Source organism: Candidatus Methylomirabilota bacterium (assembly GCA_035709005.1).
GTDB lineage: Bacteria > Methylomirabilota > Methylomirabilia > Rokubacteriales > CSP1-6 > 40CM-4-69-5.
In genome coordinates, this window is record DASTFB010000071.1 from 187,737 (window position 1) to 211,239 (window position 23,503).

Genomic DNA, 23,503 nt, shown 5'->3' on the forward strand with positions numbered 1-23,503 from the left:
GCGGCAGTCATGGGCCTGGCCAACTGGTTGACCGTCCTCCGGATCGTCCTGATCCCCGTCTTCGTGACCCTGCTGGTGTATCGCCGCCCCGGCTGGGCGCTCATCGTCTTCACGGTGGCTGCCTTCACGGATCTGCTCGACGGCTGGGTGGCCCGGAGGCGACAGATGGCCAGCCGCCTGGGCGCGTTCCTCGATCCCCTTGCCGACAAGCTGCTGCTCACCGCCTCGTTCGTGACGCTGACCTATCTGCGGGCGCTGCCCTTCTGGATCGCAGCGGTCGTGATCAGCCGAGAGGTGATCCTCGTCGTGGGGGCCCTGGTGGTGCACATCGCCGGGATCCGGATCGATCCCCGCCCGACCCGCGCCGGCAAGGCCGCCACCTTTTTGCAGATCGTGACGGTCCTGCTCGGGCTCGTCTCCCGATACGCGGCGGTCGAGCCCGCCCTGGTGGCGGCCATGTGGCTGGCCGCCCTGTTCACCATCTACTCGGGCTGCCAGTACCTGGTCCAGGGCATGCGCTTCCTCAACACGGCCGACCGCGACGAGCATGAGGCCTCGCTGCACCGCTGACGCCGACGGCGCTGGCGTGCTGGTGGCGTCGGTGCGGCGGCGCTCCGCCGCCGCCGCGGCGGGACTGCAGCCGGGCGATCGCATCCTCGCCATCAACGGCCACCCGCTCCGGGACGCCATCGACTTCCAGTTCTACGGCTCCGAAGACGAGCTCCGGCTCACGGTGGAGCGCGCGGAGACCAGCCGGCCCCTCACCCTGGTCCGCCACGGCGACCTGGGCGTGGAGCTGGTGCCGCCGCGGCCCCGGGACATCGCCACCTGCGCCAACGCCTGCGTGTTCTGCTTCATCCACCAGAACCCCAGGGGGCTGCGCAAGAGCCTCTACGTCAAGGACGACGACTTCCGTCTGTCGTTCCTGCACGGCAACTACATCACCCTCAGCGACCTCGACGAGGCCGCCCTGGAGCGCATCGAGGGCCAGCGGCTGTCCCCGCTCTACATCTCCGTGCACGCCACCGAATCCGAGCTGCGTCACCGCCTGCTGGGCCGCCCCCGCCATTCCGCCGAGATCCTGCCGCGGCTCGCGCGGCTGGCCGCGGCCGGCATCCGGATGCACGCCCAGATCGTGCTGTGCCCGGGGCTCAACGACGGCACGCACCTGGAGCGGACGATCGCCGACCTGAGCGGCCTGCACCCCCAGGTCGCCACCGCGGCCATCGTGCCGGTCGGGCTCACCAGGCACCGCGAGCGTCTGCCCGTCCTGCGGCTGCTCACCCCCGAGGAGGCCCGGGGGCTCGTGGACACCGTGGCCGCCTGGCAAGCGGGCTTCCGGCCCGGGCTCGGCAGTCGCTTCGTATTCCTCGCCGATGAGATCTACCTGCTGGCCGACCGGCCGCTGCCGCCGGCTGCCGCCTACGAAGGATTCCCGATCGCCGAGGACGGCATCGGTCTGATCCGCCGCTTCGAGGACGATCTCGCCCGCACCAGCCGGCTCGTGGCTCACGCGCGGCGGCGGGCCGTCACCGTGGTCAGCGGAGCGCTCTACGGGCCGCGGCTCGCCGGCTTGCTCGCGTCGCACCCAGCCGCCCGGGACGCGCGCGTGGCCGTGGTCCCCAACGACCTGTTCGGCCGAACCATCGGCGTTGCCGGCCTGCTGGCCGGGCGGGACATCCAGCGCCATCTGGGAGAGCTGGCTGATCTCGGCGAGGAAGTGTTGATCCCGTCGGTGGCGGTGCGCGACGGCGATGGCGTCTTCCTCGACGATCTCGCGCCGGCCGACCTGGCGCGCACCCTGGGGGTCGCCGTGCGCGTCGTCGAGCCCACCGGGCGGGCGCTGCTGCGGGCGCTGCGCGGACCGTGAGCCAGACGGCCCGAGCGTCGGGCCCCGGCCTCGTGCGACCGCTCGTCGCGATCGTCGGTCGACCCAACGTCGGCAAGTCGTCGTTGTTCAACCGTCTGGTCGGGCGCCGGCAGGCCCTGGTCCGCGACGTGCCCGGTGTGACGCGCGACCGCCTCTACGGGCAGATGGAGCTCGGGCGCTGGCGCGCCACCGCGGTGGACACCGGGGGCTTCGACCCTTCTTCCCAGGAGCCCCTGGTCGAAGGCGTGGGCCGCCATATCCTGACCGCGGTCAGGGAAGCGGACGTCGTCCTGATGATCGTCGATGCCCGCGAGGGGTTGACGGCGCTGGACGAGGAGATCGCCAGGATCCTGCGCCGTTCCGGAAAGCCGGTGATGCTGGTGGCGAACAAGGTCGACACCGCCGCTCAGGAGCCCGCGCTGGGCGAGCTCTACCGGGTAGGTTTCGGCCCTCCCATTCCCGTATCGGCGGAGCACGGCCGGGGTGTCGCCGAGATGCTCGAAGCCGTCCGGGCACGGGCTCCTGGACCGGAGCCGGCCGAGCCCGCCCAAGGTCCCGCCGCTCGCGCGACGGAGGCCGGCGCGCCTCGGATGGGCGCGGCCCCGACGACCATCACGATCATCGGGCGGCCCAACGCGGGCAAGTCGTCGCTGGTCAATGCCATCGTCGGGGCCGAACGCGTCCTCGTGCATTCAGCCCCCGGCACGACACGAGACGCCGTGGACACCGAGCTGCTGTACCGCGGTCGTCCTTACGTTCTCATCGACACTGCCGGGATCAGGCGCAAGGGGCGGGTGAGCGAGCCGCTGGAGAAGCTGGCCGTGGTCATGGCGCTCAAAGGGCTGGAACGGGGCCAGGTGTCGGTCCTCGTCCTCGACGCCTCCGAAGGGCTTACCGCGCAGGACGCCCACATCGGGGGCTACGCCGACGCGGCCGGACGGGCGTCCGTGATCGCGGTGAACAAATGGGATCTGGTGCCGCCCGGCATGGTTCGCAAGGCCGAGGTCGTCGAGCAGATTCGCGAGCGGCTGCCCTTCCTCGATTACGCGCCCATCTGCTTCACGTCGGCGACGCGGACCGAAGGCATCGCCGACCTCTTCGACGCCATCGACGTCGTCGCCGAAGAGGCGCGGCGCCGGGTGTCGGCGGGCGAGGCCACCGAGGTGTTGCGCGAGGCGCTGGTGCGCCGCCCCGTCTCCATCGGCGGGGTGCCGCTGACGATCCAGTCCGTCGCCCAGGTGGCGACCGGGCCCCCGACGTTCGCCGTGAGGGTGAATCGACCCCGGGAGGTCCACTTCTCCTACACCCGTTACCTCGTCAACGCCCTGCGCCAGGCATTCGGATTCACCGGCTCGCCCATCCGGCTGGCGTTTCGGCAGGCGGCCGGCCCGCGGCGCCGCCGGCGGCGCCGCTGACGCTTCAGAGAAGGCAGAAAACCGCTGCGCCTATGCTAAGATGTCGCGCATGACGCCAACCGATGATCGCGACGACCTCGAGCAGCCTCGCTCAATTCTGTCCGCGATGTGGTTCCGCGTCGTGCTGGTGATGGTGGTTCTGGGAGTCATCGCCGTGCTCGCCGTGCCCCACGTGCTCGACATGGTGAACGCCCCGTCGGCGCGGCAATCGGCGTCGGTGCAGCTGGCTCCCAGCCTGACGCCGTCGACGCCAGCGCCTCCCTCGGCCTCGAGCCCGCCGGCGGCCGAGCCGGCCGCAGCGCCGCCGGCCGTAGCCTCCGCCGAGCCAACGCCTTCCCCACCCACCGAGAAGCCCAAAGCCACCGAAGAGGCCGCGGCTCCGAGTCCACCCGCAGTTGCCGTGGCCAAGGTGCCCGAAGCCAGGGGCGTGGGCAAGGCGAGCCGAGGCGCGTACTGGGTACAGGTCGGATCGTTCCGTGACGCCGCCACCGCGCAGCGTCTCGCCGCGCGCTTGCGGGCCGAGAATTACTCCGTGGCGGAGTCGGTCAAGCGCACGCGCTCGGGGTCACGCTCGGCGTCGGCCAGCGAGGGGGGAGACCGCTACAACGTGTTCGTGTCGGGAATGGCCCCGAACGAGCTCAGTGCCAAGCTAGGCGCCAAGGGGCTCACCGTCGACGTGGTCGCCGGCGGTGTCATGGTCAAGCCCAGCCTGTCGCTGCGGGAGGCGGTGGCGTTGTCCCGCGATCTGTCCACCGACGGCTTGCAAGTGCAGGTTCGCCGGGCGGGCCGCGGCGAGCCCACGGCGACGGCGCCAGCCGGCGGCGAAGCCTACCACCGGGTGCGCATCGGCAGCTTCCCTGATCGCGCGGCGGCCCTGGCCGTGGCCAAGGAGCTGGAGAGCAAGGGGTACAAGCCCTACGTCGCCAGAGGCAATCGGTGAGCGCGGGAGGAGGTGAGCCGTCGCTGTGACGAAGAATGATCTCGTCAATTCGGTCTCGGCCCATGGGTTGTCCAAGCGGCATGCGGCCTCGGTCGTGGAATCGCTCTTCGACATCATCTTCCGGTGCTTCGAAAAGGGCGAGGACGTAAAGATCGTCGGATTCGGCCACTTTCGGATCCGGCACAAGGCGTCGCGGCGGGGGCGCAATCCCCAGACCGGCGACAGCATCGAGATCACGGCCCGGAAGGTCCTGACCTTCAAGCCGTCTAAGGGGCTCAAGCAACGGATCAACGCTCAATCGGCGTGACGGTCGAGCCGGCGGAGAAGCTGTACTACCGGATCGGCGAGGTGGAGGGGATGACCGGCATCCCCGCCTACGTCCTCCGCTACTGGGAGCTGGAGTTCAAGCTCCTCCGCCCCAAGAAGAACCCCGCGGGGCAGCGCATCTACCGGCGGCGTGACGTCGACCTCATCATGCGCATCAAGACCCTGCTCTACGACGAACGCCTCACCCTGGAGGGCGCCAAGAAGCGGCTGCTCGCCGAGGCTCGGCGGGTCGAGCAACTGCAGCTCGGCCTGCGCGAGGCGGCCTACGCCGCAGTGCTCCGCCGCACCCGAGACCGCCTGACGGCGTTGCGGGCGCGGCTGACACCTTGAAGCGCCGGCGAGTTTCTGGGAACATCCAGGGTTGGCGGTCGGGGCGTGGCGCAGCCCGGTAGCGCACAGGACTGGGGGTCCTGGGGTCGCTGGTTCGAATCCAGTCGCCCCGACCACTTCTCCACCACTTGAATGGCGGTTCTTCTCGTCACCAACGACGACGGGGCCCATGCGGAGGGTCTCGCCGCGCTCGCGGCGGCGCTCGAAGACCTCGGCGAGGTCTATGTCGTCGCGCCCGAGCGCGAGCAGAGCGCGTGCGGCCACGCGCTGACGCTGCACCGTCCGCTCCGCGTCACTCGCCTGCGTGACCGTTGGTTCGCGGTCAACGGCACGCCCTCCGACTGCGTGAATCTGGGTGTCCTCGGCTTCCTGCCCGAGCGCCCGGTGCTCATCGCCTCCGGGATCAACCACGGCTCCAACCTCGGCGACGACGTGACCTACTCGGGCACGGTGTCGGCGGCCATGGAGGGGACCTTGCTCGGCGTGCCGTCGCTGGCCGTCTCGTTGCTCGATGGCGGCGACTTCGCACGGGCCGGCGACGTGGCCCGCCTGGTGGCGGCCCGCGTCCTGGTGGAAGGCTTGCCCGCCAAGACGCTGCTGAACGTCAATGTTCCGGCCCAGCCGACGCGTGAGGTGCGCGTCACGCGACTCGGCCATCGGGTGTACACGGAGAAGGTCGTGGAGCAGCGCGATCCGCGCGGCCGCACCCACTACTGGATCGGCGGCAGCGAGCCTCGCTGGGAGGCCCTGGAAGGCACCGACATGGCGGCCATCCACGACGGCGTCGTCGCCGTGACCCCCGTGCATCTGGACCTCACCAATCACCGCGCGCTCGCACACATGGCTGAGTGGTCGGGCGCGCTCAGCGCCCAGCTCAAGCGCGGTCGCGACCGGACCTAGGATCCCGGTGGAGCCGGCGACCTGGACGGGCGATCGCTACGAGCGAGAGCGCGCCCGGATGGTCGACGAGCAGCTGGCGCGCCGGGGCATCACCGATGCCCGCGTGCTGGACGCCATGGGGCGAATTCCCCGGCACCTCTTCGTCGAGGAGGCGCTGCGCGACCGCGCCTACGGCGATCATCCGCTGCCGATCGGCGAACAGCAGACGATCTCCCAGCCCTACATCGTCGCCCTCATGACGTCGCTGCTGGGCCTGCGCGGGCCGGAAAAGGTTCTGGAGATCGGCACCGGCTCGGGGTATCAGACGGCGATCCTGGCCCTGCTGGCGCGACGGGTCTGCTCCATCGAGCGGCTGGCCTCCCTGGCCAACCGGAGCCGCGCCCTCCTCGAATCGCTGGGCTTCACCAACGTCTGGATCCGGGTAGGGGATGGATCGCTCGGGTGGCCGGACGAGGCGCCCTTCGACCGGATCCTGGCTGCGGCGGCGTCGCCCGCCATTCCCGCGCCGCTCGTCGACCAGCTTGCCGACGGCGGCCGGATGGTCGTGCCGGTCGGCGAGGCCACGAACCAGACGCTGACCCTCGTGGAGAAGGTCGACGGCGCCGTGCGCACCAGCCAGCACGGGGATTGCGCGTTCGTGAAATTCGTGGGCCGATATGCCTGGGAGCCGTGAGCCTGTACAATAGGCCCCGTCACCACGGGGCGTAGCGCAGCCTGGTAGCGCGCACGGTTCGGGACCGTGAAGTCGGAGGTTCAAATCCTCTCGCCCCGACCAGGTTCGTGACCGTCAGCCGGCCGCTCGGCGTCAGCCGGCTGGCGGTCGCCATCGACAGTGCTCAGGTTATCCGTGAACGTAGAGATCGCTGCAGCCGAAATCGTCGTCGAAGGCTACGTGCAGGGCGTCGGGTTCCGCGCCTTCGTACAGCGCCGGGCTGCGTCGCTCGGCCTGTCCGGCTACGCCACGAACCTCGGCGACGGCCGCCGTGTGCGCGTCCATGCCGAGGGGCCCCGCGCGCTGATCGAGGCGCTGGTCCAGCACCTGGAGCAGGGGCCGCGGCTGGCCCGCGTGGAGCGTGTCAGCGTGCGCTGGCTGGAGCCCACTCGCCGCTTCGGCACCTTCGACGTTCACTACGCGGACTTCGAGCCATGACACCGCCCCGGGCTCGCCGCCGGGGTGCGCTGCAGCGGGCGGTCGTCGTCACCCTGCTGCTGGCCCACGCCATCCCGGCTGCCGGCGCCGCCGAGAAGGCGTCGCCCCGGCCAGCGGCGCGGTTCCATGAGGTGCAGCGAGGCGACAACCTCACCAGGATCGCTCTCCGTTACGGCGTCAGCGTACCGGCCCTCGTCGCCGCGAACCGCCTGCCCGACGACCGCGCCATCATCCGAGTCGGCCAGAGGCTGGCGCTCCCGTCCCGGCACGCCAGCCGGCCGCTGCCCACGCCGTCAGGCCGCCTGCGCCACCGGGCGCCGCCCAATCTGGTCCTCGCCGTGCCCGATTTCGGCGACCGACTCCCGCTGTTCGCCTGGCCGGCGCACGGCCATGTCACTTCCCCCTTCGGCCGGCGGGGAAGCGGCTGGCACCAGGGTGTCGACATCGGCGGCAAGCCGCGCCGCCCCGTCCTGGCTTCGGCCGGTGGTATCGTCGTGGCCAGCGCCTTCGAGCACCTCTACGGACGTGTGGTGAAGATCGAGCACGCCAACGGCTTCCTGACCGTCTATGCCCACAATGACCGGAATCTCGTGTCGGTGGGCGAACGCGTGCTGCCGGGCCAGACCATCGCCCTCATCGGGCGCACGGGACGAGCGACCGCGCATCACCTGCACTTCGAGATCCGCCAGCGCGGCCTCGCCTACAACCCCCTCTATTTCCTGCCGCTGCCGCCCCGTATCACCGTCGTGAACGGCGCCCACGGCCCGGACGAGGAGCCCCGATGAACGACGAGGAGGCGGTCGTTCCGGACGACCCCCTCGAGACCCTCATCGATGCCGTCGACGAGGACACGCGAGAGGAGACGCGGGAGACCAGCCGGGCCAACCTGGCCGTCTACCTGGCCGAGATCGCTCGGATCCCACTGCTCTCGCGCGAAGAGGAGCAGGAGCTGGCCCGGCGGCTGCGGGCTGGTGACCAGTCGGCCAAGCGCCGGCTCATCGAGGCTAATTTACGATTGGTCGTTCAGGTGGCGCGGCGCTACTTCAATCGCGGCTTGCCGCTGCCCGACCTCATCGAAGAGGGTAACCTCGGCCTGATCCGCGCGGTGGAGAAGTTCGACCCCGACCGCGGGGTGCGCTTCTCGACGTATGCGACCTGGTGGATCCGGCATGCCATCGCCCGCGCGCTGGCCAACCAGGCCCGGGTCATCCGCCTGCCCGTCCACGTGGAGGTGCTCTTGGGGCGCTACGCGAAAGAGCAACAGCGGCTCACCCAGACGCTGGGCCGGCCGCCGTCCACGGCCGAGCTGGCCCAGGCGCTGGGTACGACCGAGGAGCAGGTCGAGGAGCTCGAAGAGCTGCGCCAGCAGCCGCTCTCCCTCGATGCGCCAGTCGCGGAGCAAGGCAAGCTCGCCGAGCTGGTGGCCGACCCGACGGCCGATCCCAGCGTCGCGCTCACCCGGCTCTTCCGTGAACGCGCCGACCTGGTCTCCGTCCTGGACGACCTCGCCGAGAACGAGCGGACCGTCCTCCGCCACCGATTCGGCCTGGAAGGCCAGGAGCCCGAGACGCTGGAAGCGATCGGGAAGCGACGCGGCCTCACGAGGGAGCGGGTCCGTCAGATCGAGGCCTCGGCGCTCCGCAAGCTCCGGGCGCTGCTGCGCGCCCGGGGCGTCACTCCGGAGGATTACTACTGAACGGCCCGCGGAGCCCAGCCCGCCTCGCCATGGCCGGGATAGTCGTGGCTCTGACGCTCGGGGCGTGCGCGCCTGGTCCGCCGGAGAGCGCCATCCAGCCCCCGGCGCCGCGCCTGGACGTGATCTGGGTCCCCAGCGACATGGCCATCGTCGACCAGATGCTGGCGCTCGCCGCGATCGGCCCCGACGACGTCCTTTACGATCTGGGCTGCGGCGACGGCCGGATCGTGATCGAGGCCGCCCGACGATTCGGCATTCGCGCCGTCGGGGTCGATCTGGATCCGAAGCTCCTGGCCGAAGCCCGGCGCAACGCGCTCCGCGCCGGGGTCACGGACCGCGTGACGTTCCTGGAGCAAGACCTGTTCGCGACCGACCTCACAGACGCCACGGTCGTCACCCTCTACCTCTCGGCCGACGTCAACATGCGACTGCGGCCGAAGCTGCTTCGCGAGCTGCGCCCAGGGGCCCGCATCGTCTCGCACGACCACGATCTGGGCGACTGGCAGCACGACAAGAGCGCCGAGGTCTCGCTTCCGGAACGTAACCACCGCGTCTTCCTGTGGCGGGTGCCCCCGCCCGGGCGCTGACCGACCCCGCCGGCTGTAAAATAGCCTGACGCGGTAAGAGTGGAGAAAGCTTTTCACACCTTGTCGGATACCGACTGCCTCCGTAGAGTTACGGAGTTCCAGAACGTACATTTGTTGAGTCCGAAGTCGGAGGTAGGCTTGACGTGGCGACGCCGGGTCAGCGGCCCAACGAGCGGACGGACGAAGAATGGACCTATCTCACCTCCGACCTCAGCGACACGGCCTGTGCGATCTGTGGCGACGAGCTTCGCGCGGGTCAAGCGATCGGTCGTGTCCGCGATCAGGTCGCCCACGCCCGCTGCTTCGACCGACCCACGCAGGCCTGACCTCGCTCGCCGCCAGCCCTCAGCTGACTGAGGCGTCGTCGCCGCTGGCCGTCGTGAAGCACCCACCACGATCGCGGACCCGCTCGAACCCGACGCCGGGCCGGATCGGGATGCGCCTGAGACGCCAGCGGAAAGCCCGGCGCCTGAGCCAGGAGGCGCTGGCAAAGAAGGCTCGAATCTCCCGCGAGTATCTCAGCAAACTGGAAGCCGGCAAGTACAACGCCACCGTGGCCACGCTCCAGCGCCTGGCCCGAGCTCTCGGTATGCCACTCGCCGAGCTGCTGAGGTGAGCCACGCGCGCTCATGGAGGCGCGAGATGGCAGCGCCGGCCGAGTGGTAGAATGAGGCGTTCGCGTCTCGTCAGTCCGCGTGCCCCCGTAGCTCAGGTGGATAGAGCAGCAGTTTCCTAAACTGCGTGCCGGGTGTTCGAGTCACCCCGGGGGCACCAATCTCGATGGCACTACCGGAACGCACCGCGTCGGGATCTCAGGCGGCCCGGCGGGTGCGCGGACGGGATCCGGCCTTGGCCGGGCGCTTCGGCTTCAGCGACCCGAGCGCGGGCGCGAGCTCTCGCTTGTAGAAGGCGAAGAACCCCTCCTGCTCGGGACCCACCTGGTGGATCACGACGTGGTCGAACCCGGCGTCGACGTACTTCCGGATCGCCGTCACGTAGGGCTCGGGGTCAGGACCGCACACGACCACCTCGGCTACCGCGTCTTCGGTAACGTGCTTGGCCGCCTGTTCGAAATGCTGGGGCAGGGGCAGCTCCCACGACAGCGAGCTCTCCATGGCGGCGGTGGGCCAGATTCGGTGCGCCGTCTTGCGAGCCGATTGCGCGTCGCGCGCCCAGCAGACGGTCACGCTTCCGTAACGTGGCTTGTCTCGCCCACCGGCCGCGTCGAAAGCGCTGACGAGCTCGGCGTCCGCGTCGGTGGCGATCAGACCGTCGGCGAGTCCGCCGGCCAGCTCGGCGCTCTTCGGGCCGCCCACGGCGACCAGGAGGGGCGGCGGCCGCTCGGGCAGGGTGTAGAGTCGGGCGTTCTCCACCGTGTAGAAGCGGCCGTGGTGGCTCTGGAAGCCACCCTGCCAGAGCAGGCGGATCACCGCGATGGCTTCTTCCAGGCGAGCCTGTCGGATATCGGTTTCGGGCCAGCCCTGGCCCACGATGTGTTCATTGAGGTTCTCCCCGGTGCCCAGCCCAAGGAAGAAACGTCCCGGCATCATGGCCGCCGACGTGGCCGCCGCATGGGCCACCACGGCGGGATGCATACGGGTCGTGGGGCAGGTGACCCAGGTCCCCACGCCCAGTCGGTCGGTGGCCTGGGCGATGCTCCCGATCACGCTCCACACGAACGGGCTTTGCCCCTGAGCATCGATCCACGGGTGGAAATGGTCCGATATCGCGGCAAACGCGAAGCCGTGCGCCTCGGCCAGCCGGGCATAGCGGACGAGGTCGCTCGGCCGATGCTCCTCGGACGACAGCTGGTAGCCGATCTGAAGGGGCATGCCGGCCCTAGGCGGCCCGGCGGCTTCCGCCCTGGCCTCGCTCGGCCTGCGCGGCCATCTGCTCGCCGAGCGACTCGAGCTCTTCCTTACCGAGTTTTTTCGCCAGCTTGAACATTTCTTTCTCTTCCTCTTCCACGTGGTGCTCGACCAGCTCCTTCAGGACCGTCATCTTGGCGTGGAAGCGCTCGTCCTCGGGATCCACTCTGGGAAGCTCGGCCAGGACCAGCTTGACGACGTGGTGCTCCTCGTAGGCCTCGAAGATCATCTCTTCGGCCTTCTTGGTCTCCAGGCCCTGGATGGCCGGGTAGAAGATTTCCTCCTCGATCCTGGTGTGAAGCTCGAGCTGTTGCTTGATCTGGCCCAAGAGCTCTTTGGCCTCGCCGGGATCGTCGCTCCTCTCGACCTTTTTGAACAATCCCTCGACCTCGCGGTGCTGCTTCGTCAGGAGCTTGATCGGATCCATTGCTTCCTCCTCGTGTTGTGGGGGGACGCTCTGCGCACGCTCCGGCGAAGAACCAAGCACGCGGCATGCCAACAAGTCGAATCCGGTTGCGCCGTGGCCAGGCCGGTCGTACGTTGTCGCCGGGAGGATCTATGAAGAGCCCGCGCTTCGGCCTGAACCGATTCGACGCCCGTTCCATCGACGGCTTCGCTGCCGATGTGCGACGGGCGGAAACGCTCGGCTGGGATGCGGCATTTCAGCCGGACTCGCAGCTCCGGCGTCGCGACACCTACGTGCTGTTGGCCGGCGCAGCCCGGGCCACCGAGCGGATCACGCTGGGGCCGCTGCTGGCGAATCCCGTGAACCGCCATCCCACGGTGACCGCCTCCTCCATCGCCACCATCGACGAGCTCGCCCCCGGGCGGGTCCTGCTCGGCTGGGGGGTCGGGGACACTGCGGTCCGCCTGGCCGGGCTGCGCCCGGCCCGCGTCAAGGAGCTGGAAGCGAGCACCCGGCTGATGCGTGCGCTGCTGGACGGCGAAGCGGTCGACGTCGGGGCAGCACAGCCGGCGCGCCTACCCCACCACCGGCCAGTGCCGATCTGGATCGCTGCGGGCGGGCCCCGGACGCTTCGCATGGCGGGCGGCGTCGCCGACGGAGTCTTCATCCGCGTGGGCACCCACCCGGCCAATCTCGCCGCGGCCATCGCGGCGATTCGGGCCGGCGCCACGGAAGCTGGACGTGAGCCCTCGGCCGTCCGCCTGGGCGTGGTCCTGCACACCGTGCTCGTCGATGAACCCCAACGGGCGCTGACCATGGCCAAGTCGATCGCGGCCGGCTACTACGAGTACTCGCCGGCGCTCTTCGAGCCTCCGAAGCTGGCCTGGACGGGCCCGGACCCGGAGACCTTGAAGCGCCAGCACCGCGTCTGGCCCGACTTCCACCACGCACCCGACCTGGAGGTCAGCGGCCGCGTCGTGGACTTCCTCCCGGTGAGCGCCGCCGAGGCCTTTAGCCTGCGCGGGGGGCCGGCGGCGGTAGCCGACCAGCTGGTCGCCCTGCTGCGCTCGGCGCCGGCCGAGCTGGACTACGTCGTCCTGCATCCGATCCCTAACCCGACGATGCCGGACGATCCGGAGCGCGGCTACACGGCGCGCGTGGCCCGCGAGGTGCTGCCGCGGGTACGGCGGGCGCTGGGCTGACGGGCGAGTCTAGCCCGGGGCCTCGGTCGGCACCGAGAGCCGGTAGTGCAGGCGCGCGCGCTCGAGGACCGAGTCGGCCACGTTCGACGAGACCTGGCGTAGCGCCATGAGCGCACCTTGCGCCGGCGGCATCCGCGCCGACGCCGGGTAGTCGGCCACCAGGAGTCGGCGCAAGGTGGCGCCGTCACCCGAAGCGCCGAACACGTCGGCATAGGCACGCTCCACCGCCCGGTCGAAGCGCGCGTAATCCTCGACCGGGATCAGATGCGAGTGGCAATGGCAGAGGCGCTGCAGGATGGCCCGATGGGCGTTGCGATCGAAGTTGTCGATGCGATACGTGCACAGCAGCGAGATGCCCTGGTCGACGATCACTTCGCTCCAGAGTCATCCGTCTCCTCCCGACGCCCAGCCTAGCATCGCAGCGCCAGGACGACTACCCGATGCGCGGAGATGGGAAAACACTTTCACACCCGACACGGCGGGCGGAGGCGCCGCCAGTCGGGTATGCTACCGCCATGAGTGACATGAAGATCGAGACGGTGCGGTCGTCGAGCAGCGGAGTCATCGGGCGAGCCACCAGCGTGGCGCGGGGCCACGAGCTCGTGCTCGATTCGTCGTCACGACCCCGGCCCGACGCGCTGACGAACAGTGAGGCGTTCCTGGCCGGCATCTCGTCGTGCGGCGTCACCTTGATCGAGATGCACGCTCAGGAAGTGGGCATCCCGGTGACGCACCTGGAGGTCGCCATCGAAGGGGCCCGCAGCGCGGCCGACCCCGCCCGGTTCGCCCGAGTCAGCATGACGTTCACGATCACCGGGGTGAGCCAGCCCCAGGCCGAGGCGCTGGTGGAGACGTACCGCAGCCGGTGACCCCTCTACCGCACGGTCGCGGCCGCGACCGCGGTGGACGTCAAGGCGGTCGCCGTCGCGTGACTGACGCTTTAGACGGTTCCGACGACCCCGCCGCGCCGCGGGGCGAATAAAGCAAACGCCTCATTGCACGGGTCCCCCCCGGACTGTTAGGACTCGTGACTCGGGTACTCAGCCAAGACGGGGAGGGGACCCTTATGAGGCTATTGCTGATTCCTGTGCTTGTGGTGTTGCTCGCGGCGTGCAGCTCTCCGATGCGCTGGTGGCGCGTCGGCAATTGTGTTGTCCTCTACGATGATCGTGAGGTCAGCCGGCAATTCGTCGTCGCCGGCGAGCAGTGCGACGTGAAGCGGGTCGAGATGCCCGTCAGCTACGGCTCGGCACGCTGAGCCGGGCTGCCATCGCCCGCGCGATGCGGCGGTCGATGGACGGATGCGAATGTAGCAGCAGCTCCTTCACCGGGTGCGGGCGGCGCTCGGCCAGGTTGAGCGCCGCCAGCCGCTCCATAGCGGCGACGAACGCCCGCGCGTCGCCCGTCACGGCCAGGGCGAAGTCGTCGGCCTGACGCTCGATCCACCGTGAAAACCCGTTGGCCAGGGGCGTGGTCAGCAGACCGAGCGCGAGCACGACCAGCGCGAGCCACGGGACGCCGGCGGGATCGGCCTGACCCGCCAGTCCCCAGGCCGTCCCGCCCACCTCCAGGAGGCGGTCCACCGCCCAGAGCGCCACAATCGCGAGGACGGCCTGCACCCCGAGCGCTCGCCAGGTGTCGCGGTGGACGTGGTGCGCCAGCTCGTGGGCGAGCACGGATGTCACCTCGTCTGGCGGAAACTCGTTCACCAGCGTGTCGAAGAGGATGATGCGGCGCGTCCGGCCGAGGCCGGCCACCGCGGCATTGGCCGTGCGGCTCTTGCGAGACTGATCGGCGACCCAGACGCCAATTGCCCGGACTCCCGCGCTCTCGGCCAGCGCCAGGAGCCGCTCCCGCAGCTGCGCGTCGGCGAGAGGGGTCAGGCGGTAGAAGAGCGGAAGCAGCCAGACGGGGAAGATCACGGCAAGCGCGATCTGGACCACGACGAAAAAGCCCGCCGCGAGCAGCCACCAGAGCGGAGTGGCCTCTATCAGGCCATAGATGACTTCGACCGCCCCCAGCGCCAGCGCTCCGCCCAGCACGGCGGCCTTGAGGCGGTCGGCCAGCCAGCCCCGGAGCGTCTGATGCAGGAGCCCGTACCGTCGTGGCAGCCAGTACCCGCGCACCCAGGTCAGGGCGAAGGTCAGCAGGCCCTGGCCGACGCCGAGAGTGACCGCGACCACGCCGACCAGCCACCAGCGGGCTCCCGAGATTGGACCGGCGAGGTCCACGAGCGCCGGTCCCGCGCCGGACAGCAGCCACCCCACCAGGTAGAGCACGCTCAAGACGAGCCCGACCATGCCCAATACGAGCTGGATCCTGTGGTAGCGGGTCGCCTCTTCGCCCACCGGTGATCTGCCGGCTAGGCCGCGCGCGAGTCCGACCGGCACGGCCATGGCGCCCAGACCCATACGTCGAGCCGCGCCGCGAAGTGCGCCAGCAGGGGCGTGTCGGGCAGATGCAGGCCGAGCGGGCGGGCCATCGTGTTCTCGCGGATCGCCACCACCGCCGGCTGCAGGGGCCAGGGCTGATGGTGCACTTCGGCGCGATACAGGGCGCCGTGGGCGTCGAAGGCGTAGAGACAGTAGCGCTCGGTCAGCCACCACTCCAGGCTGTCGGCCGGCGCCCGGGTCACACCGCCGCTGGGCCCATACTCCACCACGATCTCGGCCGGTGGCGACACCGGCGGCGGGCGCCGGCTCTCGAAGCGAACGCGCCCGCGCTCGCGAACGGCCGAGGACTGCGCCCGAAAATAGGGCAGGAGGTACAGGAGGCGCGCGGTCGCGACCGCGAGGGCGCTGTCCGCGTCCAGGCTGAAGAACACCACGCCGGGGCGGCCCTCCACCGTCGCGTACGTCCGCACGTTGATCTCGGGAAACGTCGACACCCCGGGTATCGCCGGGAGCCCGCGCGGCCGCAGGCCGGTCAACCGGAACGGCGTGATGCCCAGCCACGCCGACCCGTGGAACGTGTCGACGGCGACAGTGGCGGGGAGCAGGGCCTGCAGCGTTGCCCGCGGTACCGGCCAGTGCAGGAATACCAGGTCCTCCCAGGTTTGCGCCATGATCCACGGCTGATCGGGAATCGGCCAGGGCCGGTGGTCGGCCGGCGGCAACCGGTCGGGCTCGAGCGCACGGCCGGCGGTCAGCGCGAAGAGCTCAGCGGCCCCGTTGATGGCGGTCCGGACCAGGCGAGAGACGGCTGGCATGGAAGGATTGTCCTCATGCTATCAGCGCCCTCGGCTCGACGCACCCCGGCGCCCGCCGCACGCCTGGCCAGGGCGACGTCGTGGACCGTATGCGGAGCCTGGCTGACGACGATGCCCAGAAACAGCAGGGCGGCGAGCGACGCGAGCGATCGACCGAGGACGGCGAAACGGCCAGCGGCGTGCACGGCGGCGCCAGAATACCGGCGCCCCGATGGGCCATCAACTCAACTGACGGCCAACACGGTCCTCAACAGATCGCGGACACCACGGGCGTTGCGCTCCTCGATTCTGAGTGCGGCGACGGCCGCCACCAGGCGGGCCACGGCAGAGAGCAGAAAAAGAACGTGGAGGTTGGTCCACGTCCATCCGAGCATGGCGAAGCGCGCCGGGAGCTGGGAGGCCAGCACGCCGGAGACGACCGAGGCGGCCGCGAATCCCAGGCCGCCCGCTGCCGCGAACACGGCCACGTAGAAGGCCCGCTCGCGCCGGGGCGAGAGGTGAATGGTGAGATCCATGGCCGCGATCCCGTGACCGCCCCACAGAATGCCGGCGAGCACCGCTTCCAGCGCCAGCGGCCACAGGAAGCTCGGCGTGGCGAACAACCAGATGGCCGGCACCGCGGCGATGCCGAAGGAGCACAGGATGAGCACGGGCCGGGCCCCGAGCCGATCCACCGCCCGGCCCCAGGCCGGGGCGGCGGCGATGCGCGTCACCGCCACCGCCACGCCGTGGAGCGCGGCGAGCACGAAGCCCGTCTGGAGATTGACCAGCATGTGGAAGGAGAAGAAGCTGGCCGACAGGCCGACCGCGGCGTTCCAGCCGAGCAGATAGCGGAGGAACCGTCCGGCACCGTTGTCGCGCGCGACACGGCCCAGCACACGCCAGTCCGGACACTCGGCCGCGGCTGAGCTGCCGGGATCGTGCTGCCGGAACAGCAGCCAGACGCTGCAGCCGCCGGCCAACCCGGCCACCGCCGCCAGCCCGGCGAGAGTCTCGCCTCGCCAGCCGTTGGTTCCCAGGTAATCGAGGGCCACCCCGGCCGCGAGCGTGGCCGCCGTGCCGGCCAGCGTGATGTAAACCGTCCGCCGGCTGAAGAACCGCCCCCGAAGCGAATCGGGAACGAGATCGCCCATCCAGGCGATCCAGGCGTTGTTGCCGACGACGGCGAAGACGGCGCCCATGGCCACCACGCCGACGAAGAGCGGCAGCGCGTAGGACGGGGGGAGATCCACAAACGGCAGGAGGGCGACGGGCAGCCACACGAAGCGGGAGGCGCCGATCGCCGCGATGGCGACCCGTCGCGCGCCGTACGTCTGGGTCAGCCAGGCCCCGGGGATCTGCAAGATCTGGGCGGCCATGGGCAGCGCGCCCAGCATGCCGATGATGAACGGTGAGGCGCCGAGGTAGATCGCCCAGGCCGTGAGCACGGCGCCGCCGGCGCAGGCGGTGAACAGCTCGGACGCCGCGCCTTCCGCGTACGAGGCGCGGACCGAGGCGCGCAGGGTGGACTCGGCGACGGACCGGCGGTGCCCGGAACGGGGCAGGGGGGCCGCGGCCAGGGCCGGGGCGCTGGCGGGCACGGAGGCGCCTGGTCGGGGGACCGGCGGAGCGGTGGCGACACGGCCGAGGCCCTCGAGGTTCCGATCCGAAGTCTGAAGCAGGGGTCCAGCGTAGCGTGAGGGCAGAGGGCGCCCGAAGCTTTTTCCCGACCGCCCGGGCGAGCGCGTGCGCGGGAGCGTGTTCGGGGTGGCCGGCCCGTCCGACCCCTGACGCCGCTCCGCTTCGGGGCGTCAGCAAAGGGAGAGGAAGCGGCAGAAACTCCCCCAACCGGACCGGCCACGCTTGATTCCTGAGATAATTATGCCTGAAGGAAATGGCTCGCACCCGCGCCGACAAGGACTACTACCGCATCCTCGGGGTCGATCCGCAGGCGCCTGAGGACGAGGTCCGCCGCGCCTATCGCCGGCTCGCCCTGCAGTGGCATCCCGATCGCAACCCGAATCGCCCCCAGGCCGGCGAGCGGTTCAAGGAAATCAGCGAGGCCTACGCCGTCTTGATCGATGCCGGCAAGCGGCGCGAGTACGACCGCCTCCGCCAGATGGGCGCGTCCGGGCACTTCGGGCCGAGTCGGGAGGATCTCTTCCGCGATCTGTTCGCCGATCCGCGGGCCAGCGCCATCTTCGAGGAGCTGGCTCAGGAGTTCGAGCGTCTGGGCTTGCGGGTCGATCGCCAGGCCTTCCGCCACACGCTGTTTCAAGGTCGGGGGGTCATCGCCGGCGGCGTGTTCGTCATCACGCCGTTCACCCCGGCGCTGGCGCTTCTGCGCCTGATGCGCGGCGCCCTTCGTCGCCCCGCCGCGCCGACGGTCCGCGAAGGCCTGCTGGCGCGAGCGGTGCGCGTCGGCCGGCAACTGCTCGGCTGGCCGTCCACGCCGCTACCCGCCGGCGCCGACGTGACGTATCCGCTCCGGCTGAGCCGATCCGAAGCCGTGCGCGGCGGAGCCAAGCGCCTCACCCTGAGTCGCGAGCACGGGCACGACGAGGTGGTGGTGAAGATTCCCGCCGGCGTGCGGTCGGGCACGCGGCTGAGGCTGCGGGGCAAGGGTCGCCCCGTCGCCGAGGGCCGATCCGGCGATGCCTACCTTGTCGTCGAAGTCACCGATTGACGGGATGGCCGGCCTTGAGCCAGGCGGTCATCCCTCCGGTGACGTTGTGCCAGTCCGAGATGCCGTGGCGCTTGAGGGCGCTGATCACAGAGCTCGACCTGAGGCCGCCGGCACACACAACGGCCTTGGGACGGTCGCGGGGAACCTCGTCCAGGCGGCCAACGGCTTCCAGCATGGGCAGGTGCAGGGCCCCCTCGATGTGCCCCTCGCGCCACTCGAAGGGCTCCCGGACGTCGATGACCACCACGTCCCGGTGCTCTTCCAGCCACTCGGCCAGCGTGTAGACGGTGATCTGGGGCACGCTCTCCAGCGGCAGCCCCTCGCTCTTCCACTCCACCATGCCGCGCGGCAGGAAGCCGACCACGGCGTCGACGCCGACCCGCGTGAGGCCGCCGAGGGCGCGCTCCAGGTCCGAGGGCCCCTGAGCGAGCAGGATCAACGGCGCTCCTGCCGGGGCGAACCAGCTGGCGCGATCAGCGAACTGCGGGCTCTCGATCCACACGTTGAGCGCGCCCGGCACGTGCCCCTCGCCATACGTCCCCGGATCGCGTAGATCGAGCACACACGCGCCCTGCTGCACCGCCTCCCAGGCTTCCCGCGCGGTGAAGGGACGGGGCTTGACGCTGATCAGCGGCAGCATGCCCTGATTCTTGCCCACGATGGTCGTGAACGACGGGGGCTTGGGCGGCAGCCCCTGCATGACCAGATCGACGAACTCCTGCCTGCTCCGGGCCCCCAGGGCGGCGTTGAAGCGGCGCTCGAAGCCGATGGTGGACGCCGACTTGGAGGACATGGCCCGCCCGCAGAGCGAGCCGGCGCCGTGAGCCGGGTAGATCTCCACGCTGTCGGACAGCGGCAGGAGCGCGCGCTGCAGGCTCTCCCACAGATCGCCGGCGGCCGATGCCCCACCGAGGTCCGGACGACCGACGTCGCCGATGAACAACGTGTCCCCCGTGAGCACGAACCAGGGCTCGCCGCTCCGCTCCCGGTCGGTCACGAGCAGACAGACGCTGTCCGGCGTATGTCCCGGCGTGTGCAGGACGGTGAGCTGCACCTGGCCGATGGCGATCTGATCACCGTCTTTCAGGGTCTCGTGGTCGAAGACGGCGCGGCTGGCCTGATGGAGCAGGATGGGGGCATGGGTGAGGGCGGCCAGGTCGCGGTTGCCGGAGATGTGGTCGGCGTGGGTGTGGGTCTCGATGATCCTGGTGATGCGCACGCCCTTGCGGCGGGCCAGCCGAAGGTAGTCCTCCACGCGGTCACGCCCGGGGTCCACCACGACGGCTTCGCCGGCCCGTCCACAGCCGATCAGGTACGACAGGCAGCCCGACTCCTCGTTCGGCAACTGCTGGAAGATCATGACCCCGCCCTCCGCGTTTATTATAGGGGCACTTCAGTCAAGGGGGTGACGCGTGACGGTGGCGCGGATGAAGGTGGCCGACGTGGCCGACGTTCCGGCCGGCCAGGGCCGCGTCGTGGAGGCCGGCAACCGCACCGTGGCCCTGTTCAACGTCGACGGACGTTTTTACGCCATCGACAACGCCTGCTTGCATCGCGGCGGCCCCCTGGGCGAAGGCAATCTCGACGGGCGCGTGGTGCTGTGCCCCTGGCATGCCTGGGGCTGGGACGTCACCACCGGGCGCAACGTCAACAACCCGGCCGTCCAGGCCGCGTGCTTCCCCGTCACCGTCGCCGGCGGTGAGGTCTTCGTCGAGGTGCCGGCCGCGTGAGGTGACGAACTCAGTGGCGGCACGGTCCAGGCCGCTGCTAGCATGGGGTCCCGTGGAAGCAGTCCTGTCGTCCCCGCCGGTCGTCCTCGTCGCCGTCGTTCTCGCCCTCGGCCTCGGCGCCTACGGCGTGCAGAAATACCAGCGGTGCCCGCACTGTGGCCGCCTGGTGCGCCGGGCCTTCCGTGGCTGGCTGCGCTGCACCGGCTGCGGGCGGCAATGGCGGCGCGGGTTGCGCGTGCGATGACGCCGCGCGTGCCTCGATGGCTGCTCGCCGGGGGCGTCGGCGTGCTGCTGCTGGCCGTTCTGGGGCTTGGCGCCTGGCTCTGGGCCGAGGCCCGCGAACGGCGCGCCGTCGGCGCCTACCTCGAGCCGTTGGCCCGGCTGGCCATGACGCGCGGCGGGGAGCTCAGCGCCGAGGCGCGCGTCGCCATCTCCCGCGAGCTCGAGAGCGCGCTGGGCCAGTATCCCTCGGCCTCGCTGGCCCCCGAAGCCGCCTACGAGCTGGGCAACCTCCGCTACGCCGAGCGCGACTGGGCCGGGGCGCGGGGCGCCTGGGAGATTGTCAGCGCCCAGGCTCAATCGCCGACCCTGAAGACGCTGGCCCGGGCCGGCATCGGCTACGCCTGGGAAGCCGAAGGCAACCTGGCCAAGGCCCGTGAGGCCTACAGCCAGGCCCTGGCCGGGCTCCGGCCCGGGGAGTTCCATTTCGAGGAACTTCTCATGGCGCTGGCCCGAGTGCAGGAACAGAGCGGGGATAAGACTGCGGCGGTCGAGACGTACCGGCGGCTGCTGCGCGAGCGGCCGGGCAGCCTGCGCGCCGACGAGGCCCGCAGCCGGCTGGCCAGCCTGGGGGCGTCGCCTTAGGGACAGGTTAGCCTATTCGCCGATAAGGCGGATTATGTCAACTTGAGCCGGGTCCCGCCGGCGGCCGAAACGCACCGAGGGCTACTTGCTGCGCAGCTTGTTGATCAGGCCCAGGACCCGCTGGACCTCTGTTCCATCGCGTACCATCAGCCGGTCCCCCGCCTGTCCCCAGCGCAGCAGGCCGTCCCGGTCCACGACGAAGGTCGAGCGGTAGGCCACGTTGCGGTCTTCGTCGTGGACGCCGTAGGCCCGGATGACGGTCCGGTGCACGTCGCTCAGCAGCGGGAACGGAAAGTTGTGGGCCTTGGTGAACGCGGCGTGACAGAACGGGCTGTCGCCGCTCACCCCCAGGATGACCACGCCTTGCTCCTGCAGCCGTTTGGCGACCTGAGCCAGGTCGCTGAGCTCGGGGGTTCAGATCGAGCCGAAGTCGTAGCAGTAGAAGGCGAGCACGACGTCGGCCTGGCCTTTGAAGCTCGACAGGCGGACCTCGCCCCCCTGGGTCGAGGGCAGCGTGAAGTCGGGCGCGGGCGCACCGTAGCGCGGGCTGGTCATGGGTCTACCCCGGGATGTGGGCTTCGTCGGGCAGTTCACTCCACCTGGGCGTCCAGGCGGGCACCACCAGGCCGACCTCGTCGCAGAGGGCCTTGACCTCGGTGGCGAACGCCTGACGGACCTCGTCGTTGTCGCGGGCCTTGAGCCGGAACTCGCGATAGCGCTGGTTCTTGGCCGAACCGGGCCGCCCGAAGATGTTCATCGTGCGGATGTACCACTTGGCGAAGGTCGTCTGGGCCTCGGCGCGAGTGGCCGGATCCTCGGTCAGCTTCTTCACCCAGTACTCGCCGTGACGGATGTGGAACTTCTCCTCCTTGAAGATGCCCTCGATGGCGCGGACCCAGGGGCCATACGAGCACCGGCGGACGTCCTCGAGCTGGTGTCCGGCGCCCCGGTCCATGCAGAAATTGAAGAAGACGAAATCGGCCCACGTCTCGATCGGATAGTAGAAGATGTTGACCCGCTTGTCGCTGGTGATGCGCGCGGTGCCGATGTCGGCGTCGGCCGCGACGCGCATGGTGAACGTCTCGTCGTGAGCGCGCACGTGGCGGTCGACGTCGACGCCGAGGTCGGCCAGGAGGCCGTACATGACGGTGGCGTGGCGGATCTCGTCCTTCACGATCTGGGCCACGACGTGCTTTTCCTCCACGGTGGGCGCCCGGGTGATCCACGGCACGTAGCCGTAGGCGCCGGCCAGCTCGGAGTCGGCCTGCATCGTCATCAGGTGCACGAGGTGCTCCCGGTACTCCGGCGTCATCTCGTCGGCGGACTCCAGCCGGATGTCGCTGCGGATCTTGGCCATCATCGCCGTCTCGAGCTCGCTCATCGCTGCCCGCCCTCCATTCGTTCCACCACCCGCACGGCCTTGCCTTCCGAACGGGGGATCGTGCGCGGCGACACCAGCGTCACCTCCACCCCCAGGCCCAGGGCCGCCCGCAAGCGCCCCGTCACCCGCTCACGGAGGAGGACGGCGGCCGGGTGGCTGACCGCCGTCTCGCCGCAGCGTTGCCAGAAGACCGGCGCCGGCTCCACCTGGACCTCCACCCGGGCCAGCGTCTGCCGGCGGTCCACCACGAGCTGGTAGTGCGGCACCAGGTCCTCGACGTCCAGCAGCGCTGCCTCCACCTCCGAGGGATAGACGTTCACGCCCTTGATCACCAGCATATCGTCGGCGCGGCCCAGAATCCGGGCCATCCGCGCCGACGTCCGCCCGCACCGGCAGGGCTCGGGGGTCAGCGCCGTGATGTCCCCTGTGCGGTAACGGATCAGCGGGATGCCCCGCTTGGTGAGGGTCGTGAGCACCAGCTCGCCCTGGCGTCCCGGCTCGAGCCGCTCCCCGCTCGCCGGATCCACGATCTCGGGCAGGAAGTGGTCGTCGGCCAGGTGCAGCCCCTCACGAGCCTGGCACTCGCCGGAGACTCCCGGCCCCACGATCTCGCTGAGCCCGTAGATGTCGTACGCGGGACAGCCCAGCGCCGCCTCCAGCGCCCGCCGCACCCCTTCGCTCCACGGCTCGGCGCCGAACATGCCGTAGCGCAAGCCGAGCGTGACGGGCTCGACCCCTTGCTCCATCAGGGTCTCGGCGATGTGCAGCACGAACGACGGGGTGCCGCAGATCCCGGCCGGGCCCAGGTCGCGCAGCAACAGGCCGTGGCGAGCGGTTTGGCCCGACGAGGCGGGGATGACCGTCATCCCGATCCGCTCGGCGCCCTGATGGAAGCCCAGCCCGCCGGTGAACAGGCCGTAGCCGAAGGCCACGTGCAGCAGGTCGCCGGGCCGGGCCCCGGCCG

The 23,503-nt window shown here is 70.3% G+C and carries 31 protein-coding genes and 3 tRNA genes; 24 read left to right on the top strand and 10 right to left on the bottom strand.

Going from position 1 to position 23,503, the window contains the following annotated elements:
* The first annotated feature begins 9 nt into the window (after positions 1–9).
* The 17 genes from pgsA (at position 10) to VFR64_12025 (ending at position 9,989) form a co-directional block, all read left to right on the top strand.
* A complete protein-coding gene (pgsA, locus tag VFR64_11945; protein ID HET9490455.1) occupies positions 10–570 on the top strand; it encodes a CDP-diacylglycerol--glycerol-3-phosphate 3-phosphatidyltransferase in 561 nt (186 codons plus the stop codon).
* Positions 548–1,870 (top strand): DUF512 domain-containing protein, encoded by a 1,323-nt coding sequence (locus VFR64_11950; protein ID HET9490456.1) that lies wholly within the window; start codon positions 548–550, stop codon positions 1,868–1,870. The genes pgsA and VFR64_11950 overlap by 23 nt, the downstream gene beginning before the upstream one ends.
* Positions 1,867–3,285 carry a ribosome biogenesis GTPase Der gene (gene der, locus VFR64_11955; protein ID HET9490457.1) on the top strand — a complete coding sequence of 473 codons (1,419 nt, stop codon included), beginning with the start codon at positions 1,867–1,869 and terminating at the stop codon, positions 3,283–3,285. Before VFR64_11950 ends, der begins: the two co-directional genes overlap by 4 nt.
* A 49-nt stretch (positions 3,286–3,334) precedes the next feature.
* Positions 3,335–4,225 (top strand): SPOR domain-containing protein, encoded by an 891-nt coding sequence (locus VFR64_11960; protein HET9490458.1) that lies wholly within the window; start codon positions 3,335–3,337, stop codon positions 4,223–4,225.
* A 25-nt stretch (positions 4,226–4,250) separates the two neighbouring features.
* Positions 4,251–4,532, top strand: a complete 282-nt coding sequence (locus VFR64_11965; protein HET9490459.1) for an integration host factor subunit alpha — start codon at positions 4,251–4,253, stop codon at positions 4,530–4,532.
* Positions 4,529–4,882: a MerR family transcriptional regulator gene (locus VFR64_11970; protein ID HET9490460.1), complete on the top strand. Its 354-nt coding sequence runs from the start codon at positions 4,529–4,531 to the stop codon at positions 4,880–4,882. Before VFR64_11965 ends, VFR64_11970 begins: the two co-directional genes overlap by 4 nt.
* A 39-nt stretch (positions 4,883–4,921) precedes the next feature.
* Positions 4,922–4,998, top strand: a tRNA-Pro gene (locus VFR64_11975).
* Between the two features lie 16 nt (positions 4,999–5,014).
* Entirely contained in the window at positions 5,015–5,782 is a 768-nt protein-coding gene (gene surE, locus VFR64_11980) for a 5'/3'-nucleotidase SurE (GenBank protein ID HET9490461.1), read from the top strand.
* A 7-nt stretch (positions 5,783–5,789) separates the two neighbouring features.
* Entirely contained in the window at positions 5,790–6,455 is a 666-nt protein-coding gene (locus tag VFR64_11985; GenBank protein HET9490462.1) for a protein-L-isoaspartate(D-aspartate) O-methyltransferase, read from the top strand.
* 25 nt (positions 6,456–6,480) lie between these two features.
* Positions 6,481–6,557: transfer RNA gene (locus tag VFR64_11990), tRNA-Pro, on the top strand.
* A 72-nt stretch (positions 6,558–6,629) separates the two neighbouring features.
* Entirely contained in the window at positions 6,630–6,932 is a 303-nt protein-coding gene (locus tag VFR64_11995) for an acylphosphatase (GenBank protein ID HET9490463.1), read from the top strand.
* Positions 6,929–7,717 (top strand): LysM peptidoglycan-binding domain-containing M23 family metallopeptidase, encoded by a 789-nt coding sequence (locus VFR64_12000; protein HET9490464.1) that lies wholly within the window; start codon positions 6,929–6,931, stop codon positions 7,715–7,717. The genes VFR64_11995 and VFR64_12000 overlap by 4 nt, the downstream gene beginning before the upstream one ends.
* A complete protein-coding gene (locus tag VFR64_12005; GenBank protein ID HET9490465.1) occupies positions 7,714–8,628 on the top strand; it encodes a sigma-70 family RNA polymerase sigma factor in 915 nt (304 codons plus the stop codon). The genes VFR64_12000 and VFR64_12005 overlap by 4 nt, the downstream gene beginning before the upstream one ends.
* A 44-nt stretch (positions 8,629–8,672) precedes the next feature.
* The gene (locus VFR64_12010; GenBank protein ID HET9490466.1) at positions 8,673–9,215 is read left to right on the top strand and encodes a class I SAM-dependent methyltransferase; all 543 of its coding nucleotides are present in this window, start codon (positions 8,673–8,675) and stop codon (positions 9,213–9,215) included.
* 143 nt (positions 9,216–9,358) lie between these two features.
* Positions 9,359–9,541, top strand: a complete 183-nt coding sequence (locus tag VFR64_12015) for a hypothetical protein (GenBank protein HET9490467.1) — start codon at positions 9,359–9,361, stop codon at positions 9,539–9,541.
* Between the two features lie 110 nt (positions 9,542–9,651).
* Entirely contained in the window at positions 9,652–9,831 is a 180-nt protein-coding gene (locus VFR64_12020; GenBank protein ID HET9490468.1) for a helix-turn-helix transcriptional regulator, read from the top strand.
* A gap of 81 nt (positions 9,832–9,912) precedes the next feature.
* Positions 9,913–9,989: transfer RNA gene (locus VFR64_12025), tRNA-Arg, on the top strand.
* A 38-nt stretch (positions 9,990–10,027) separates the two neighbouring features.
* Here the strand turns inward: VFR64_12025 and VFR64_12030 are convergent.
* On the bottom strand, positions 10,028–11,047 hold the full coding sequence (locus VFR64_12030; GenBank protein ID HET9490469.1) for a TIGR03557 family F420-dependent LLM class oxidoreductase: 1,020 nt from the start codon (positions 11,045–11,047) through the stop codon (positions 10,028–10,030).
* A gap of 7 nt (positions 11,048–11,054) precedes the next feature.
* A complete protein-coding gene (locus VFR64_12035; protein ID HET9490470.1) occupies positions 11,055–11,510 on the bottom strand; it encodes a hemerythrin domain-containing protein in 456 nt (151 codons plus the stop codon).
* Between the two features lie 131 nt (positions 11,511–11,641).
* Between VFR64_12035 and VFR64_12040 the strand changes: the two genes are divergently transcribed.
* On the top strand, positions 11,642–12,691 hold the full coding sequence (locus VFR64_12040; GenBank protein ID HET9490471.1) for an LLM class flavin-dependent oxidoreductase: 1,050 nt from the start codon (positions 11,642–11,644) through the stop codon (positions 12,689–12,691).
* Between the two features lie 9 nt (positions 12,692–12,700).
* Here VFR64_12040 and VFR64_12045 read toward each other — a convergent pair whose 3' ends face one another.
* Positions 12,701–13,063, bottom strand: a complete 363-nt coding sequence (locus VFR64_12045) for a hypothetical protein (GenBank protein ID HET9490472.1) — start codon at positions 13,061–13,063, stop codon at positions 12,701–12,703.
* 143 nt (positions 13,064–13,206) lie between these two features.
* Between VFR64_12045 and VFR64_12050 the strand changes: the two genes are divergently transcribed.
* Together VFR64_12050 and VFR64_12055 are read left to right on the top strand one after the other, a co-directional pair.
* The gene (locus VFR64_12050; protein ID HET9490473.1) at positions 13,207–13,560 is read left to right on the top strand and encodes an OsmC family protein; all 354 of its coding nucleotides are present in this window, start codon (positions 13,207–13,209) and stop codon (positions 13,558–13,560) included.
* Positions 13,561–13,814: 254 nt separating this feature from the next.
* Positions 13,815–13,949 (top strand): hypothetical protein, encoded by a 135-nt coding sequence (locus VFR64_12055; GenBank protein ID HET9490474.1) that lies wholly within the window; start codon positions 13,815–13,817, stop codon positions 13,947–13,949.
* On the opposite strand, the gene VFR64_12060 is transcribed toward VFR64_12055, so the two are convergent.
* From VFR64_12060 to VFR64_12070, 3 genes are all read right to left on the bottom strand, one after another.
* Positions 13,927–15,039 carry a M48 family metallopeptidase gene (locus VFR64_12060; protein ID HET9490475.1) on the bottom strand — a complete coding sequence of 371 codons (1,113 nt, stop codon included), beginning with the start codon at positions 15,037–15,039 and terminating at the stop codon, positions 13,927–13,929. The genes VFR64_12055 and VFR64_12060 overlap by 23 nt on opposite strands.
* A gap of 14 nt (positions 15,040–15,053) precedes the next feature.
* The gene (locus VFR64_12065) at positions 15,054–15,899 is read right to left on the bottom strand and encodes a DUF2071 domain-containing protein (GenBank protein HET9490476.1); all 846 of its coding nucleotides are present in this window, start codon (positions 15,897–15,899) and stop codon (positions 15,054–15,056) included.
* 224 nt (positions 15,900–16,123) lie between these two features.
* Positions 16,124–17,479, bottom strand: coding sequence for an MFS transporter (locus VFR64_12070; GenBank protein HET9490477.1), 1,356 nt, complete (start codon positions 17,477–17,479; stop codon positions 16,124–16,126).
* A gap of 293 nt (positions 17,480–17,772) precedes the next feature.
* Here VFR64_12070 and VFR64_12075 point away from each other — a divergent pair, with 293 nt between their 5' ends.
* Positions 17,773–18,564, top strand: coding sequence for a DnaJ domain-containing protein (locus tag VFR64_12075; protein HET9490478.1), 792 nt, complete (start codon positions 17,773–17,775; stop codon positions 18,562–18,564).
* Here VFR64_12075 and VFR64_12080 read toward each other — a convergent pair.
* On the bottom strand, positions 18,554–19,924 hold the full coding sequence (locus tag VFR64_12080) for a rhodanese-like domain-containing protein (GenBank protein ID HET9490479.1): 1,371 nt from the start codon (positions 19,922–19,924) through the stop codon (positions 18,554–18,556). The two genes, VFR64_12075 and VFR64_12080, sit on opposite strands and share 11 nt — an antisense overlap.
* 52 nt (positions 19,925–19,976) lie before the next feature.
* Here VFR64_12080 and VFR64_12085 point away from each other — a divergent pair, with 52 nt between their 5' ends.
* From VFR64_12085 to VFR64_12095, 3 genes are read left to right on the top strand one after another with little or no spacing between them, the layout of a single operon-like run.
* Entirely contained in the window at positions 19,977–20,294 is a 318-nt protein-coding gene (locus VFR64_12085; protein HET9490480.1) for a Rieske 2Fe-2S domain-containing protein, read from the top strand.
* Between the two features lie 52 nt (positions 20,295–20,346).
* Positions 20,347–20,538, top strand: a complete 192-nt coding sequence (locus VFR64_12090; GenBank protein ID HET9490481.1) for a hypothetical protein — start codon at positions 20,347–20,349, stop codon at positions 20,536–20,538.
* 8 nt (positions 20,539–20,546) lie between these two features.
* On the top strand, positions 20,547–21,158 hold the full coding sequence (locus tag VFR64_12095; GenBank protein HET9490482.1) for a tetratricopeptide repeat protein: 612 nt from the start codon (positions 20,547–20,549) through the stop codon (positions 21,156–21,158).
* An 81-nt stretch (positions 21,159–21,239) separates the two neighbouring features.
* On the opposite strand, the gene VFR64_12100 is transcribed toward VFR64_12095, so the two are convergent.
* The 3 genes from VFR64_12100 to VFR64_12110 all read right to left on the bottom strand — a co-directional run.
* The gene (locus VFR64_12100) at positions 21,240–21,713 is read right to left on the bottom strand and encodes a peroxiredoxin family protein (GenBank protein ID HET9490483.1); all 474 of its coding nucleotides are present in this window, start codon (positions 21,711–21,713) and stop codon (positions 21,240–21,242) included.
* A 4-nt stretch (positions 21,714–21,717) separates the two neighbouring features.
* On the bottom strand, positions 21,718–22,539 hold the full coding sequence (locus VFR64_12105) for a Phenylacetic acid catabolic protein (protein ID HET9490484.1): 822 nt from the start codon (positions 22,537–22,539) through the stop codon (positions 21,718–21,720).
* On the bottom strand, positions 22,536–23,503 hold a 968-nt coding region (locus VFR64_12110), incomplete at its 5' end, for an AMP-binding protein (protein ID HET9490485.1). The genes VFR64_12105 and VFR64_12110, both read right to left, overlap by 4 nt.